Source organism: Streptomyces sp. CMB-StM0423, from assembly GCF_002847285.1.
Taxonomy (GTDB): Bacteria; Actinomycetota; Actinomycetes; order Streptomycetales; family Streptomycetaceae; genus Streptomyces.
This window is the reverse complement of the sequence record NZ_CP025407.1, coordinates 1,929,903-1,945,031: the sequence shown is the minus strand read 5'-3', so window position 1 is coordinate 1,945,031 and position 15,129 is coordinate 1,929,903. Positions and strand designations below refer to the sequence as shown.

Here is a 15,129-nt window from a genome sequence, read left to right as displayed (position 1 = left end):
ATGCGCATCTTGCTGGTGGGCGCGGGCGGCGTCGGCACGGCGATCACCCGGATCGCGGCGCGCCGCGACTTCTTCGAGGCGATGGTCGTCGCGGACTACGACCTCGGCCGCGCGGAGGCCGCGGTCGCCCATGTACGGGCCGCCCACCCGGGGCCCTCCGGCGCCCGGTTCACCGCGGCCCGGGTGGATGCCGGGGACCGTACGGCGGTGGCCGACCTGCTGCGTACGCACCGCTGCGACGCGCTCCTGAACGCCACCGACCCGCGCTTCGTCATGCCGCTCTTCGAGGCCGCGTACGACACCGCCGCCACCTATGTCGACATGGCGATGTCCCTGTCCCGGCCGCACCCCTCCCGTCCGTACGAGGAGTGCGGCGTGAAGCTCGGCGACGAGCAGTTCGCCGCCGCCGACCGCTGGGCCACCTCGGGACGCCTCGCCCTCGTCGGCATGGGCGTCGAGCCCGGCCTCTCCGACGTCTTCGCGCGCTACGCCGCCGACGAACTCTTCGACACCGTCGAGGAGATCGGTGTACGCGACGGCGCGAACCTCACCGTGGACGGCTACGACTTCGCGCCGTCGTTCTCCATCTGGACGACGATCGAGGAGTGCCTCAACCCGCCGGTGATCTGGGACGCCGGCCGCGGCTGGCACACCACCGAGCCCTTCAGCGAACCGGAGGTCTTCGACTTCCCGGCGGGCATCGGTCCTGTGGAGTGCGTCAACGTCGAACACGAGGAGGTGCTGCTCGTACCGCGCTGGATAGACGCGAAGCGGGTCACCTTCAAGTACGGGCTGGGGGAGGAGTTCATCGACGTCCTCAAGACCCTGCACAAGCTGGGCCTGGACCGCACCGCCCCGGTCGCGGTCGGCGACGCGAAGGTCTCGCCGCGCGACGTGGTCGCCGCGTGCCTCCCGGACCCGGCGACCCTGGGCGACCGGATGCGCGGCAGGACGTGCGCGGGGACGTGGGTGCGCGGCACGAAGGACGGCGGGCCGCGTGAGGTGTACCTCTACCACGTGGCGGACAACGAGGAGACGATGGCCCTCGACGGCGTGCAGGCGGTCGTCTGGCAGACGGGCATCAACCCGGTGATAGCCCTGGAACTCCTGGCCACCGCCCAGTGGACCGCAGCGGGCGTCCTCGGCCCGGAAGCCCTCCCGCCCAAGCCCTTCCTGGACCTCCTCACGGCCTACGGCTCCCCCTGGTCCGTACGCGAAGGCGGCTGACCCGGGGACGTCACGCCCCCAGGAACTCCACGGCCACCCGCAGCGCCCGCGCCAACTGCCCGGGCCCGCAGGCCACCCGCAGCACCCGCCCGTCCGCGGACCGGTGCAGCCACTCGTCGTCGTCCTCCCGCGAGGGCTCGCCCGCCAGGGTGACGCCCTCGCGGTCCGTCCCGGCCAGGTCGACCCGCACCAGCCACCCGGGATTGTCCAGGCTCTCGATCCGCACCCCGCACCCGTGCTCCCAGTCCCCGTCGCACTGCGCGGCATACCACCCGTCCAGCCTGCGCATCAGCTCGTCACTCCCCGCGGGGGCCACGGCTCACGCCTCCCCGGCCGGCAGGTCCTCCCGGGCTGCCGACCGGCCCTTCGCCAGCTCCGCTGCCAGGTCCGCCGGGGACAGCTCGGCGCGGAGGCGCGCGGTGATGCGGTCGGTGTCGAAGCGTTCGGCTTCGGGGAGGGGGGCGCCCGCGGCGGCGCGGAGGGCTTCGGCCCTGCCGAGGAGGCGGGCGGCCGCGGTGGCGTCGCCGGCCAGGGACTCCACGCCGGCCAGGCCCTCCAGGGCCAGGGCGAGGGCGCGGGGGTCGCCGGTGGGACGGGCGGAGGCCAGGCCCTCGCGGTGGTGTTCGCGGGCCTGCTCCGCATCGCCCGCCAGCTCCGCGACGAAGCCCAGCTCGGCGAGGATCAGCGCCGTGCCCACGTCCGACTCGATCTTCCGGTCCCAGTCCAGCCAGCGCCGCAGATGCGCCTCCGCCTCCGCCAGCCGGCCCTGCCGGCGGGCGCCCAGCGCCAGGCCGATGCCCGCGAACTCCTCGCCCACCACGTACCCCTGCTCGGCGGCCAGCCGCGCGGCCCGGCCGTGCAGGTCGTCGGCCTGCGCGACGTCCCCCGTGAGCAGCGCGACCCGGCCCAGCATCGACAGCTTGTCCGACACCTCCGACCACAGCCCCAGGTCCTCGGCCATCCGCAGGCCCTCGCGGTGCAGCCGGGCGGCCTGCGCGTAGTCGCCGGTGATCTCCGCGTACGTGCCGAGGGCGTACGTCGCGTGCAACTGGCCCCAGCGGTCGCCGAGTCCGGCGAAGAGCGCCATGCTGCGTTCCCCGTACTCCGCGAGCGCCCGCAGGTCGCCGCGGAGCACCGCCTGCCGGGCGATGGTGCTGGAGACCGCGGCGGTGCCCCACTGGTCGCCGAGCGCGCGGAAGACCTCCTCGGCGCGGGCCAGCGGGTCGCCGCCGCCGGGCAGCGGGCCGAGGCCGAGGCGGGTGAGGCCGAGGAAGGCGTCGGCGCGGGCGCCGGCGGCCAGTTCGGGGAGGGTGGCGGGCGGCGCCTGGCGGACGGCGGGCAGGGCGTCGGGGGCGAGGGTCTCGCCGAGGCGCAGGGTCATGGCGGCGCGCCAGGTGAGGGCGGTGGTACGGGCCGCGCGTTCCCTTTCCGCGTCGCCCGCGGGGCGGACGGCGTCGGCCGTCGGGGGCGTCGTCAGGGCGGTGGTGAGGAAGCGGCGGCCCTCGCCGAGGCGGCCGCGTAGCACCCAGTACCACGCCAGGTCGTTGGCCAGGCCGAGCGCCGTGGCCGCGGCGCCGGTGCGCACCGCGTCCTCCAGCGCCGCGCGCATGTTGGCGGACTCGGCGTCGAGGCGCAGCAGCCACTGGCGCTGGGCGGGGCCGCGCAACTGGGGCTCGGCCTCGCCGGCGAGCGAGGCGTAGTACGCGGCGTGGCGGTGGCGCACGGAGGTGAACTCGCCGGCCTCGCAGAGCTGTTCGTGGCCGTAGGCGGCGACGGACTCCAGCAGGTGGTACCGCGCGGGGGTCACGCCGTCGCCCGGGGTGGTCATGACCAGGGAGCGGTCGACGAGGCGGGCGAGGAGGCCGAGCACGTCGTCCTCGGCAATGCCGCCGCCCGCGCAGACCGCCTCGGCGGCGCGCAGGGTGCAGCCGTCCGCGTGCAGGGAGAGGCGGCGGAGCACGGCCTGCTCGGGGGCGGTCAGCAGCTCCCAGCTCCAGTCGAGCATCGCGCGCAGGGTGCGCTGCCGGGCGGGCGCGTCGCGCGGTCCCGCGGACAGCAGCCGGAACCGGTCGTCCAGCCGGGCGGCCAACTCGTGTACCCCGAGGGCCCGTACCCGGGTGGCGGCCAGCTCCAGGGCCAGGGGGATGCCGTCGAGCCGGCGGCAGACGGCCGCGACGGCCGCGGCGTTGCCCGCGTCGACGGCGAAGCCGGGGGCGACGGCGGCGGCCCGCTCGGCGAAGAGCCGCACCGCCCCGGAGGCGCGGAGCGCGGCGAGGTCGGGGGTGGGAGCAGTGGCCTGGTGTGTGGTGCCGCTCGCGGCGGCCAGGTGTGCCGTACCGTCCGCGTCGGCCGGGGCTGCGGTCGCCGGCGGTGGTACGTCCAACGGCGCCACCGGCCACAGGTGTTCGCCGCCGACACCCAGCGGCTCCTGGCCCGTCGCCAGCACGTGCACGCCCGGTGCCGCCGCCAGCAGCCGGGCGCAGAGCGCGGCGACCGCGTCCACGACGTGCTCGCAGTTGTCGAGGACCAGCAGCGTCCGCTTCGTCCGCAGCGCCTCGGCCAGCCGCTCCGCGGGGGCCGCACCGCCCGCGCCGGTCAGCAGGCCGCCGCCGGCGGTCTCGTCCCGTACGCCCAGCGCCGCGGCCACGAGCTCCGCCGCCTTGTCGGCGTCGGGGGCGACGTCCTCCGGTGCCGCTTCCGGCCGGGGCGGTGCCAGCGCGGACAGCTCCACGAGCCACACGCCGTCCGGGAACGACCCGGGCAGCCCGCGGGCCGTCTCCAGCGCCAGCCGGGTCTTGCCCACCCCGCCGGGGCCCGTCAGGGTCACCAGCCGGCCCGTGGCCAGCAGCGCGCGGACCGCCGCCACCGACTCGTCGCGGCCGATCAAGTCGCCGTGCGGCGCCGGCAGGTTGCCCCGTACCGCCGCCTCCTCCCGCTCGGGCGGGCCGAGCGCCGCGTCCTGCTCCAGGATCGACTGGTGCAGCGCGACCAGCTCCGGGCCCGGGTCCAGGCCCAGATCCTCCGCGAGCTGTGTGCGCAGCCTGCCGTAGCTCGCCAGCGCCTCGCTCTGCCGCCCCGCGCGGTACAGCGCGCGCAACTGCGCGGCGCGCAGCCGCTCGCGCAGCGGGTGGCGGGCGACGAGGTCGCCCAGCTCGTCGGCGAGGAGCGCGTGCTCGCCGAGTTCGAGCCGGGCCTCCGCCTGCTCTTCGAGGGCCGTCAGCCGCAGCTCGTCGAGCCGGGCGATCTCCGCGCGCGCGAACTCCTCGTCGGCGAAGTCCGCCAGCACCTCGCCCCGCCACAGCGCGAGCGCGTCCGCGAGCAGCGCCGCGCGCGTCCGGGGGCCCTCCGCGCGGCGGGCGGCGGCGGTGAGAGCCGCGAAGCGGCCGGTGTCGGTGGCCTCGGGGTCGACGTCCAGCAGATAGCCGGGCGGGCGGGAGACGACGAGCGCGCGGGCGCCGGGCTCGGCGTCCTCCAGCGCGCGGCGCAGTTGGGAGACGCGGGTCTGCAGCGCCCCCGCGGGGTTCGCCGGCGGGCTGCCGCCCCACAGGTCGTCCACGAGCCGGTCGGCGGGCACGGCGCGGCCGGCGTGGATCAGCAGATCGGCCAGGAGGCTGCGGACCTTCACCTCCGGTACGCGGACCGCCTGGCCGCCGGCCGTCCACACCGCCAGCGGACCGAGCACCCCGAAGCGCATGCGTTCACGGTAACCCAGCTCACTGACAGCGCCCGTCGCCGCAGGCCGGGGCCGTACCCGCAGCGGATCTGAAGCGGATCGGAAGGAGACCTGGAGAGCTCTGCCGGACCGTGGTCCACGTCGTCGCCGGCGAGTGGGAGGAGGCCCCGGATGGGTACGGACGTCACGCTGCGGCTGACCGTCCTCGGCGGGCTCGGACCCGGCCGGGCGGCGGGTGCCGAGGCCCGGTGGCTCGCCGGGCTCGCGGGCCGGCGAGCCCGGCTGGAGGTCGACCTTATCGATCTCGCGGCGGCCTGTCTGCCGGAGCCGTGCCCCGGCGTACTGCCGGGGAACGCGCCGGAGCCGCCCGCCGTACGGGAGCTGCGCCCGTGGCTGGACGCGGCCGACGGCTTCGTCGTCGTGGCCCCGGCCGCCACCCGGCAGTACCCCGCCGAGCAGCACTCCGCCGGGCCGCTGCAGCGCGCACTGGTGTGGTGCGCCGAGGCGTTCAAGGCGCGGCCGGTGGCGCTGCACGTACGCGCGGGAGAGGAAACCGCACGTGCGCTGCGCACTCTGCGCGCCGACCTCGCCGAGGCGCACGCGCTGACCGTCCACGAGACCGACTGCCCCGACCACGCGCTCGACGAACTCATCTGGTGGGCCCGCGCCTTGCGCACCGCCCGCGCCCGCACGCCGTACCCCTTCTGATCCCTACCGTCCCCAAACCCCGAAACGAGAAGAATCATGTCCGCAATCGCCCCGGAGGCCCCCGCGCTGCGCGCCGGCCCCAGGCAGTGGCTCGGCCTCGCGGTGCTGCTCGCACCGACGATCCTGCTGTTCGTCACGATGACCGTGCTGTTCCTCGCCACCCCCGACATCGCCGCCGACCTCGGACCCAGCAGCGGCCAACTGCTGTGGATCAACGACATCTACGGCTTCATGATGGCCGGCCTGCTCGTCGCCATGGGCACCCTCGGCGACCGCATCGGCCGCCGCCGCATCCTCCTCTTCGGCGCCGTGGCGTTCGGTGCGGCGTCCGCGGCGGCCGCGTTCGCGCCGAGCGCGGAGGCGCTGATCGGGGCGCGCGCCGTGATGGGCCTGGGCGCCGCGGCCGTGATGCCGTCGACGCTGTCGCTGATCAGCAACATGTTCCAGGACGCGAAGCAGCGTGCCACCGCCATCGGCCTGTGGGCGGCGTCCGTGTCCGTCGGCGTGGCCGTCGGCCCGCTGGTCGGCGGGCTGCTGCTGGAGAACTTCTGGTGGGGCGCCGCCCTGCTGGCGGGCGCACCGGTGATGGGCCTCGTGCTGCTCGCGGCGCCGTTCCTGGTGCCCGAGTACCGGGCGCCGCAGCCGGGGCGGCTCGACCTGCCGAGCGTGGCGCTGTCGGTGGTCACCATCCTGCCCATCGTCTACGGGGTGAAGGAGATGGCCGCGCACGGCGTGAACGCCGCCGCGATCGTCGCCCTCGTCCTCGGCGTCGTGCTGTCCACCGTGTTCGTACGGCGGCAACTCCGGCTGACCGACCCCCTGCTGGACATGCGGCTGTTCGGCGACCGCACCTTCAGCGGCTCGCTGGCCGTCTTCCTCCTCAGCGCGGTCGCCCTCGGCGGCGTGTACCTGCTCTTCACGCAGTACCTGCAGCTCGTCGAGGGGCTGACGCCGCTGGAGGCGGGGCTGTGGATCCTCCCGGCGGCGGTGATGCTGGTGATCGTCTCGATGCTGTCGCCGGTGATCGCCCGCAGGGTGCGCCCGGGGTACGTCGTGGCGGCGGGCAGCCTGCTGTCGGCGGCAGGGTACGTGGTGCTCACCCAGGTCGACAGCGTGGGCGGGCTGCCGCTGCTGATCACCGGCTTCTACCTGCTCTACCCGGGCATCGCGCCGGTGATGGCACTGGCCACCAACCTGGTCATCGGCTCGGCCCCGCCGGAGAAGGCGGGCGCCGCGTCCGCGGTCAACAGCACGGCCAGCGACCTCGGCGTGGCCCTCGGCATCGCCCTGCTGGGCAGCGTCGGCACCGCTGTCTACCGCGGCGACATGGCGGACTCGGTCCCCGCCGGCGTCCCCGACGGCGCGGACGCCGCCGCCCGCGACACCCTGCCGGGCGCGCTGAGCGCGGCGGAGAGCCTGCCGGCGGCGCTGGGCGACGCGGTGCTCGCGCCGGCCAGGGAGGCGTTCGCGAGCGGGCTCAACGTGGCGGCGGCGCTCGCCGCGGGCCTGGCGGTCGCGGCGGCGGTCCTGTCGGCGACCCTGCTCCGCCGCGTGCCCGCCTCGGGCGCAGCGCAGCAGGAGCCGGAAGCCGCCCCCGGGCCCCCGTCCGCGCGGGACGAGACCCCGGTACCGGCGGAAGCCGGCCGCTGAGGCCCGTACACCGTCCTGGACAGCCGGCGCACGGGAGCGGAAGAGAGCCGCGTGGCGGGGGAGTCGAGCCCCCGCCGCGCGGCCCCCGCCGTTGGCGCGCCGGTCCTTGCGTCGCTCTCAGGAGCCCAGGTGGCGGCGCAGTCCCGCGATGCGGTTGCTGGTGATGGCGTCGACGCCCATGGCCGTCAGCCGGCGCCAGTTGCGCGGCCAGTCGACCGTCCAGCACGACACCTTGTAGCCCGCCTCGTGGTCCTCGCGGACCGTCTCCTCGTCGAGGAGGCCGAAGCGGTAGTTGAGCCACTGCGGGCGCAGGCGGCGCAGCAGGCCCGCGCGGTACGGGACGGGCGAGGAGCACGTCAGCGCTATCTCGGCGTCGGGGTCCGCGGCGCGGATGGTGAGCAGGGCCGCGGTGCCGCCGCAGTAGTACGTACGCGCCGCCGCATCGGACTCCAGCACCTCGGCGACGACGTGCTCGGCCGCCGCCGGGTCCGGCAGGTCGATGAACGAGCGGACGCCCGGGCTGTCCGCCATGACCTTCAGCGCCTCGCGCAGCGTCGGGATGCCGCCCTCGGAGCGCTCCTGGACCTCGGCGTACGTCAGCGAGGCCAGGTTCACCTCCTGCCCCCACAGCCGCTGCAGCGTGCGGTCGTGCAGCAGCACCGGCATGCCGTCCCACGTCAGCCTGACGTCGAACTCCACCGCGTCCGCGCCCGCGGCCACCGCGGAGCGCAGCGAGCCGAGGGTGTTCTCGCGTACGACGTACGGATCGCCGCGGTGGGCGACCGCCAGCACGGCGGGCGCGGCCCCCGTCACGGGGCGGTCGGGGTCGCGGCCCCGGGGGCGCCGCCGGCGGCGGTCGCGGGCCAGGCGGCGACGTACGCGTCGATCTCCGCGGTCAGCGCCGCCTTCGCGGCCGGGTCCATGAACGACGCCGTGACCGAGTTCTTCGCCAGCGCCGCCGTCCCCGCCTCGTCCAGGCCGAGGAGGCGGGCCGCCACCCCGTACTCCGTGTTCAGGTCCGTACCGAACATCGGCGGGTCGTCGCTGCCCAGCGCCACCAGCACGCCCGCGTCCACGATTCGGCGCAGCGGGTGCTCGTCCAGCGAAGCCACCGCCTTCGTCGCGACGTTGGACGTCGGGCAGACCTCCAGCGCGATCCCCGCCTCCGCGAGGTGCGCCAGCAGCTTCGGGTCCTGCGCCGCGCTCGTGCCGTGCCCGATGCGCTCGGCGCGCAGTTCGGTGACCGCGTCCCAGACCGTCTGCGGCCCGGTCGTCTCGCCCGCGTGCGGGACGCTGCGCAGCCCGGCCGCTATGGCCCGGTCGAAGTAGGGCTTGAACTGCCCGCGCGGCACGCCGATCTCGGGGCCGCCCAGGCCGAAGGCCACGAGCCCTTCGCAGCCGACGTCTATGGCGATCCGTGCGGTCTCCTCGGCCGCCGCGAGCCCCGCCTCGCCGGGGATGTCGAAGCACCAGCGCAGCACGACGCCCAGCTCGGCCTCGGCCCTGCGCCGGGCCTCCTCCAGGGCGTCGAGGAAGGCGCGGTCGGGGATGCCGCGGCTCGTGGAGCTGTACGGCGTGACGGTCAGCTCCGCGTACCGGATCTGCTGCCGGGCCATGTCGCGGGCGATCTCGTACGTCAGCAGGTGCACGTCTTCGGGGTCGCGGACGAGGTCCACGACGGACAGGTAGATCTCGATGAAGTGGGCGAAGTCGCGGAAGGAGAAGAATTCGGCGAGCGCGGCGGCGTCCGCGGGCACCGCGGAGTCCGGGTGCCGCGCGGCGAGTTCGGCGACGATGCGGGGCGACGCGGAGCCCACGTGGTGGACATGGAGCTCGGCCTTGGGCAGACCGGCGATGAAGGAGTCGAGATCGGCCATCGCATCATCGTAGGCCAACGGACTGACGGCGCCGCCCCGGCTCCGTAGCATGTGCGAACGCGCGGGCGCGCGAGGCGCGAGGGCAGCGGAGGGAGCGGACATGGCGGCGAGCAGTCCACCGGCCCCGGCCGCGGCCGGGGCGCGGCAGGGACCGGCCGGTCTGGGCACGAAGGCGATGGTCTGCGGCATCGTCGGCCTCACGCTCCTGCCCACGGTCTACGGCATCGTCCTCTCCGTGCTGCTGGGTCCCGCGGCGCTGGTGCTCGGCCTGGTCGCGCGCAGCCGCGCGCGGCGGGACGGGGCGGTCGCCGGGCGCAACGCGGTCATCGGCATCGCGACGGGCGCGGTGGCGTTCGCGGTCGCGGCGGTGGTCATCGTGCTGGCGCTGACGGGCGTGATCCTCTCCGGGGACGACGAGGAGGAGAAGCCCGCCGACCGGCGGGACGGGGAGCGCGTGCAGGTCATGGCGGACCGGTCGGGGACGCTGCCCTGGCCGGGCGGCGGCGCCGGGTGAACCGGTCCGACGGGATACGGGCGGCTCGTACAGTTGAGCCCATGGAAACGGACCGGCGGGACGACGCGGCGGGGCGAGGTGCGCTCCGCGTGGAGGGTGGCCGGGAGACGGGGGATCCCGCCGGTGAGCCCGCCGGGTCGGAGTCCGGAGGCGGCGCGGAGGCGGGCGGGGACGCGGACACGCGCGCGGCCGCGGGCGCGGAGGTGTCCGCCGGCGATGGGGCGGGTGCGCACCAGGGTGCGGGGGTGACCGGGGGTCCGGTCGCCGGCCCCGCGGACTCCGCGGCCGGCGGGCACAAGGACCTCCCGGCGCTCCCCGGCAGCGACCTGCTGCCCTCGCCCGACGGCGGTCCGCCCGTGCCCCTCGCGCCCGACTGGCAGCGGCCGCAACCGGGCCCCGACCCCGGTCCTTACGGCCCGAAGCCCTACCTTCCCGGCCCCTACGCCTGGGTGCCGCCCCCCGGCCTGCGGAACGGCTCCGGGATCGCGGCGCTGATCCTCGGCGTCATCGGCGCCGTCCTCTCGTTCACGCTCCTCCTCAGCCCCCTGGCCGTCATCCTCGGCGGCCTCGCCGTCGGCTTCGGCATCGTCACCCTCCGCCGGGTGCGGCGCGGCGAGGCGCGCAACAGGGGGTCCGGGCTGTCGGGCATCTGGCTCGGCGGTGTCGCGGCGGTCGTCGGTATCGGCATGAGCATCCTGCTCGTCGTCCTCGCGGTCGACTTCTTCGCCCCCGTCTCGCCCGAGACGGACAGCGCGGTCGAGGCCGGCGAGACCATCGCGTACGACGACGGCCTGGAGGTGACCCTCCACGCGGAGGCGGCCCGGGGCGGCTACCTGGACGTGTGGGTCCGGGTCGAGAACCGCACCGGCGAGCTGGCGACCCTGGCGAACAGCGAGGTCACCGCATACCCCATCGGCTCCGACGGCGGGAACCTGGAGCAGGAGAGCGGCAGCGGGCTGCCGCTGACCCTCGCCGACGACCGCGCCGTGGTGGCCACATACCGCTTCGTGCTCGACGAGGGGCCGGGCGAGGTCGAGTTCGAGGTGTCGCCGGGAGGGCCGTACGAGTACGCGTACTGGTGGAAGGACCTCGACGGCCGCACCGACGAGCGCCCCGCCTGACGCACGCCCAGTGCGCTCCGGTGTGCGCCCTGCCGAGCGTTGTGATCCACACCACTCCGGCCATTTCCGCAAAGCCGCATAAGAGCTGCGGCCCTGGCCCCTCTCTCCAATTGACAGCCGGTCTAGCAGGGCCGGTGCGAGGGGAGACGAGGGGTGAGCCAGATGACTGGTGCGGGGGCGAAATCCGCGGTGGAGTGGCTGGTCTCGGCGGCGCCCGAACCCGAGACGTGCAGGTGGGAGTGGGAGCGCAACCCGCTGGGGGTGTCGCTGCTCCCCGCCGGGCGGCTGTGGGACGTACTGATCCTGCCGGGGGAGCTGGGGCGGCCGACGCTCGACGTGGTCGCCCGGATCACCGGCAGGCCGGGCCCGGTGCTCGCGGACGTGACGGACGCGCGGCTCGGGTTCTTCGTGCCGCCGGGGACGGCGGCGCGGTGGGTCGGTACGGGCGTACGGAGCGCGGGGCGGGGGACGTGGATCGTGGTGCCCTACCCGGGGCGGTCGACCGGCGCGGTGCGGTGGCTGGTGCCGCCGGACGGCAGCGGGTGGCTGACGGATCCGGTGGTGCTGGAGCTGGCGATGCACGAGGCCGCGGCGCACCTCGCGGACGGCCCGGGCGGTCCTACGGGTGCTGCGGGTCCTGCGGACCTCGGGGGTGGTCCGGCCGGTGGGGAATGACGCGACCCGCGGCGTACGCCGTGAGCCGGGCGGCTCCGTACCAGCAGCCGGCGAGCAGCACCCCCGCCACGCACCACCCCGCCAGCACGTCCAGCGGCCAGTGGTACTCCCGCCACACCAGCCCCGCCCCGACCCCGAGCACCACCGCCCCCGCCGCGGCCACCAGCAGCCGCCGGGCGGCGCGGGAGCGGAGCAGCGGCAGCAGGAGCAGCACGACGCCGCCGTACGCGACGGCGGCGGTGGTCGAGTGGCCGGAAGGGAAGAACCCGGCGTAGTCGTCGGCGAGCGGGCCCTTGGGGCCGGGCCGGGCCTGCGCGGACTTCAGCGGCAGGACGACGGCCGGCAGCACGGCGAGGGCGGCGGCCCCGGCGAGCAGCGGGACCCGGACGGCGGCCGGGACGCGGTGGAGAAGGGGGTACAGGAGACGAAGGGGGTGAAGACGGCGGGAGGAGTGAAGGGGGCGAAGGGCGCCGCGGTGCGCGGGGGCGGTCGCGGTACGTTCCGCGCCGCCGGGCGCCGCCCCGGCGCGTACCGGCGTACGCCACACCGCGTACAGCATCGCCGCCACCAGCACCGGCAGCGCCACCCACACCCCGCCCAGGTCGGCCAGCAGCTCCGCGCCCGGCGGGGCGTGCCGCGACAGCGCGGGGCCGGTGCGCTCGTCCAGCTCGCGCACCGGCCCGTCCACCGCGACCTGCCAGGCCAGCAGCCCGTACAGCACGGCGCAGCCGAGGACGGCCCACGCCGCGACCGCCCGCCGCCGTAGCGGCGGCGCCTGCCCCGGCTCCTGCTCCTGTGCCGGCTCCTGTGCCCGTTCCGCACCTCGCGCCGCCGACCGGCGCGGGGTGCGCCGTGCCCGTACCGCCTGCCTCACGTGTTCCGCGAGAGCGCCCCTTCCAGAATGTCCAGCCCCTCGGCCAGCAGGTCCTCGCCGATCACCAGCGGCGGCAGGAAGCGCATCACATTCCCGTACGTCCCGGTGGTCAGCACCAGCAGCCCCTCCGTGTGGCACGCCTTGGCCAGCGCCGCCGTGAGCTGCGGGTCGGGGTCCTTCGTCCCCGGCTTGACCAGCTCGATGGCCAGCATCGCACCCCGCCCGCGGACCTCGCCGATGGCGTCGTACTTGCCCTGCAGCTCGATCAGCCGGCTCTTCATGATCTCCTCGATGCGCCGGGCCCTCGCGTTCAGGTCCAGCTCTCGCATCGTCTCGATGGCGCCGAGCGCGGCGGCGCACGCCACCGGGTTGCCGCCGTACGTGCCGCCGAGGCCGCCGACGTGCGGGGCGTCCATCATCTCCGCGCGGCCGGTGACCGCGGCCAGCGGCAGCCCGCCGGCGATGCCCTTGGCGGTGGTGATCAGGTCGGGGACGACGCCCTCCGCCTCGGAGGCGAACCACTGGCCCGTACGGCAGAAGCCGGACTGGATCTCGTCCGCGACGAAGACGATGCCGTTGTCCTTCGCGAACTGCGCGATCCGCGGCAGGAAGCCGGGCGCCGGCACGATGAAGCCGCCCTCGCCGAGGATCGGCTCGATGACGATCGCCGCCACGTTCTCCGCGCCGACCTGCTTGGTGATCAGGTCGACGGCCTGCGCCGCGGCTTCCTCGGCGCAGTTCTCGGGGCCGGTCAGCCAGCGGTAGGGGTAGGCGACGGGCACGCGGTAGATCTCCGGCGCGAAGGGGCCGAAGCCGTGCTTGTACGGCATGTCCTTGGCGGTGAGCGCCATGGTGAGGTTCGTCCGCCCGTGGTAGCCGTGGTCGAAGACGACGACGGCCTGGCGGCCGGTGTACGAACGGGCGATCTTGACGGCGTTCTCCACGGCCTCGGCGCCGGAGTTGAAGAGCGCCGACTTCTTGGCGTGGTCCCCGGGGGTCAGCTCGGCGAGCTGCTCGCAGACCTCCACGTAGCCCTCGTACGGCGTGACCATCATGCAGGTGTGCGTGAAGTCGGCCAACTGCGCGGAGGCGCGGCGGACGACGGCCTCGGCGCTGTTGCCGACGGAGGTGACGGCGATGCCGGCGCCGAAGTCGATGAGCCGGTTGCCGTCGACGTCCTCGACGACGCCGCCGGCGGCACGGGCGGCGAAGACGGGCATCACCGTGCCCACGCCCTGCGCCACGGCGCCGTTCTTGCGCGCCATCAGCTCCTGGGACTTCGGCCCCGGGATGGGGGTGACAAGCCGCCGCTCCTGGGGGAGCGCGGCGCCTGCGGTGGCGGAAGCGCTGGTCATGGGGGATCTCCTCCGGGTCCGGACGACGATGGTCTCCCTCGCAGGCTAGGGCCGGGCGCCGGGCGGGGGCATGCTACGCGGGGGAGCGGTCTGCCGTGTCGCTTTGTCCACGGTGGACAGGGGGCGGATGAGCTGCGGAAACGCGGGGGTGGCGGGCGGGGAGGGCGCGGGCGTACGGCGGAGGCGGGCGTACGGCGTACGGGCGGGGGCACCGGCGTACGGCGTACGGACCCACGCCCGGCCCCGCGGCCTCCGCCTTACGCCTGCGGGAAGCGGACCGACGTCAGCTTCTCCGGATTGCGCTGCACGCCGATCGACGTGATCCGCCCCCCGTTCACGGTGAACGCCGCCACCGACACCTCCCCCTCCGGCCCGTACAGCACCAGCCCCGCGGCCCCGTTGACGGTGACCACGCGCATCGTGCCGGGCGGCAGCGGCCCGCGGCCGAACGCGACCAGCCCGCGCGCCACCTGCTCCGCGCCCCGCACCACCCCCGGCAGCGACGGGACCAGCCCGCCGCCGTCCCCGCGCCACGCCACCTCCGGATCGAGCAGCCGCACCAGCCCCTCCAGATCGCCCTCCTGGCAGGCGGCGGCGAACGCCCGCACCAGCCGCCACTGCTCCGCACGCGGCGCGGGCTCGTGCGGGCGGCTCTGCTCGACGTGCCGCCGGGCGCGGGAGGCGAGTTGGCGCACGGCGGCGGGGGTGCGGCCGACGACCTCGGCGACCTGGGTGAAGGGCAGGCCGAAGACGTCGTGGAGGAGGAAGGCGGTGCGCTGCGCGGGCGACAACTCGTCCAGCACGACGAGCAGGGCCATGCTCACCGACTCGTCGAGCGTCACCTGCTCCGCCGGGTCGGCCGAGCCGGCCGGGGCGACCGCCACGGCCGGCTCCACGAGCGGCTCGGGCAGCCAGGTGCCCACGTACCGCTCGCGCCGGGAGCGGGCGCTGCCGAGCGCGTCGAGCGCGAGCCGGCCGACGACGGTGGTGAGCCAGCCGCGCAGGTCGCGTATCGCACCCGGATCGGGCACGCGGCGCAGCCGCAGCCACGACTCCTGCACGCAGTCCTCGGCCTCGGCGAGGGAACCGGTGGTGGAGTACGCGACCCGCAGCAGCCGGGGCCGCTCGTGCTCGAAGGCCCGGGCGAGATCGTCGTCGTGCGGCACGCTCACCGCCTCCCTTGCGAGCTGGCCTGGGCGGTCGACGGGCGTGGTGCCCCGGAGGTGGTGTTTCTCATGCCCTCAGGACGATGCGGGGCGCGGATATGTGACTCCGGGGGTGCGCGTGATCATGCGGGGGCGGTTGACGCGCGCCCCGGACGGGCACCGGGTCGGTGGGCGGCACGCGCTAAGTTGGGCGGAACGGCGCCGAGTTGCCGCCCGGCGGCGGACTGGGCGCAGCCACGCAAGGTCGGGGCCGGCCCCGTAACGGGGGCCGGACCAGCGGAAGGAAGAG

General features: G+C 75.6%; 13 protein-coding genes. 6 read left to right on the top strand and 7 right to left on the bottom strand.

Annotated features, from left to right (window positions below; all coding sequences use genetic code 11):
* Positions 1-1,227, top strand: coding sequence for a saccharopine dehydrogenase family protein (locus CXR04_RS08075; RefSeq protein ID WP_101421180.1), 1,227 nt, complete (start codon positions 1-3; stop codon positions 1,225-1,227).
* Between the two features lie 10 nt (positions 1,228-1,237).
* Here the strand turns inward: CXR04_RS08075 and CXR04_RS08070 are convergent, their stop codons facing one another.
* Together CXR04_RS08070 and CXR04_RS08065 are read right to left on the bottom strand one after the other, a co-directional pair.
* Entirely contained in the window at positions 1,238-1,516 is a 279-nt protein-coding gene (locus CXR04_RS08070) for an Imm53 family immunity protein (RefSeq protein WP_101426256.1), read from the bottom strand.
* Between the two features lie 30 nt (positions 1,517-1,546).
* Entirely contained in the window at positions 1,547-4,921 is a 3,375-nt protein-coding gene (locus CXR04_RS08065) for a BTAD domain-containing putative transcriptional regulator (protein ID WP_101421179.1), read from the bottom strand.
* Positions 4,922-5,071: 150 nt separating this feature from the next.
* On the opposite strand from CXR04_RS08065, the gene CXR04_RS08060 reads away from it, so the two are divergent.
* Positions 5,072-5,608 carry an NAD(P)H-dependent oxidoreductase gene (locus CXR04_RS08060; RefSeq protein ID WP_101421178.1) on the top strand — a complete coding sequence of 179 codons (537 nt, stop codon included), beginning with the start codon at positions 5,072-5,074 and terminating at the stop codon, positions 5,606-5,608.
* A 36-nt stretch (positions 5,609-5,644) separates the two neighbouring features.
* Entirely contained in the window at positions 5,645-7,258 is a 1,614-nt protein-coding gene (locus tag CXR04_RS08055; RefSeq protein ID WP_101421177.1) for an MFS transporter, read from the top strand.
* Between the two features lie 117 nt (positions 7,259-7,375).
* Here CXR04_RS08055 and CXR04_RS08050 read toward each other — a convergent pair whose 3' ends face one another.
* Both CXR04_RS08050 and CXR04_RS08045 read right to left on the bottom strand, forming a co-directional pair.
* Positions 7,376-8,125, bottom strand: coding sequence for a glycerophosphodiester phosphodiesterase (locus CXR04_RS08050; RefSeq protein WP_101426255.1), 750 nt, complete (start codon positions 8,123-8,125; stop codon positions 7,376-7,378).
* A complete protein-coding gene (locus CXR04_RS08045) occupies positions 8,068-9,135 on the bottom strand; it encodes an adenosine deaminase (protein ID WP_101421176.1) in 1,068 nt (355 codons plus the stop codon). The genes CXR04_RS08050 and CXR04_RS08045 overlap by 58 nt, the downstream gene beginning before the upstream one ends.
* Positions 9,136-9,235: 100 nt before the next feature.
* Here CXR04_RS08045 and CXR04_RS08040 point away from each other — a divergent pair, with 100 nt between their 5' ends.
* The 3 genes from CXR04_RS08040 to CXR04_RS08030 all read left to right on the top strand — a co-directional run bounded on the left by CXR04_RS08040 (position 9,236) and on the right by CXR04_RS08030 (position 11,445).
* Entirely contained in the window at positions 9,236-9,649 is a 414-nt protein-coding gene (locus CXR04_RS08040; RefSeq protein WP_234380113.1) for a hypothetical protein, read from the top strand.
* A 41-nt stretch (positions 9,650-9,690) separates the two neighbouring features.
* The gene (locus tag CXR04_RS08035; protein WP_101421175.1) at positions 9,691-10,770 is read left to right on the top strand and encodes a DUF4190 domain-containing protein; all 1,080 of its coding nucleotides are present in this window, start codon (positions 9,691-9,693) and stop codon (positions 10,768-10,770) included.
* Between the two features lie 162 nt (positions 10,771-10,932).
* Entirely contained in the window at positions 10,933-11,445 is a 513-nt protein-coding gene (locus CXR04_RS08030) for a hypothetical protein (RefSeq protein ID WP_101421174.1), read from the top strand.
* Here CXR04_RS08030 and CXR04_RS08025 read toward each other — a convergent pair.
* The 3 genes from CXR04_RS08025 to sigJ form a co-directional block, all read right to left on the bottom strand.
* The gene (locus tag CXR04_RS08025; RefSeq protein WP_101421173.1) at positions 11,390-12,319 is read right to left on the bottom strand and encodes a phosphatase PAP2 family protein; all 930 of its coding nucleotides are present in this window, start codon (positions 12,317-12,319) and stop codon (positions 11,390-11,392) included. The genes CXR04_RS08030 and CXR04_RS08025 overlap by 56 nt on opposite strands.
* Complete coding sequence (gene gabT / locus CXR04_RS08020; protein WP_101421172.1) at positions 12,316-13,674, bottom strand: 4-aminobutyrate--2-oxoglutarate transaminase; 1,359 nt, start codon at positions 13,672-13,674, stop codon at positions 12,316-12,318. Before gabT ends, CXR04_RS08025 begins: the two co-directional genes overlap by 4 nt.
* Positions 13,675-13,931: 257 nt before the next feature.
* Entirely contained in the window at positions 13,932-14,840 is a 909-nt protein-coding gene (sigJ, locus tag CXR04_RS08015; protein ID WP_101426253.1) for an RNA polymerase sigma factor SigJ, read from the bottom strand.
* Between the last annotated feature and the right edge of the window lie 289 nt (positions 14,841-15,129).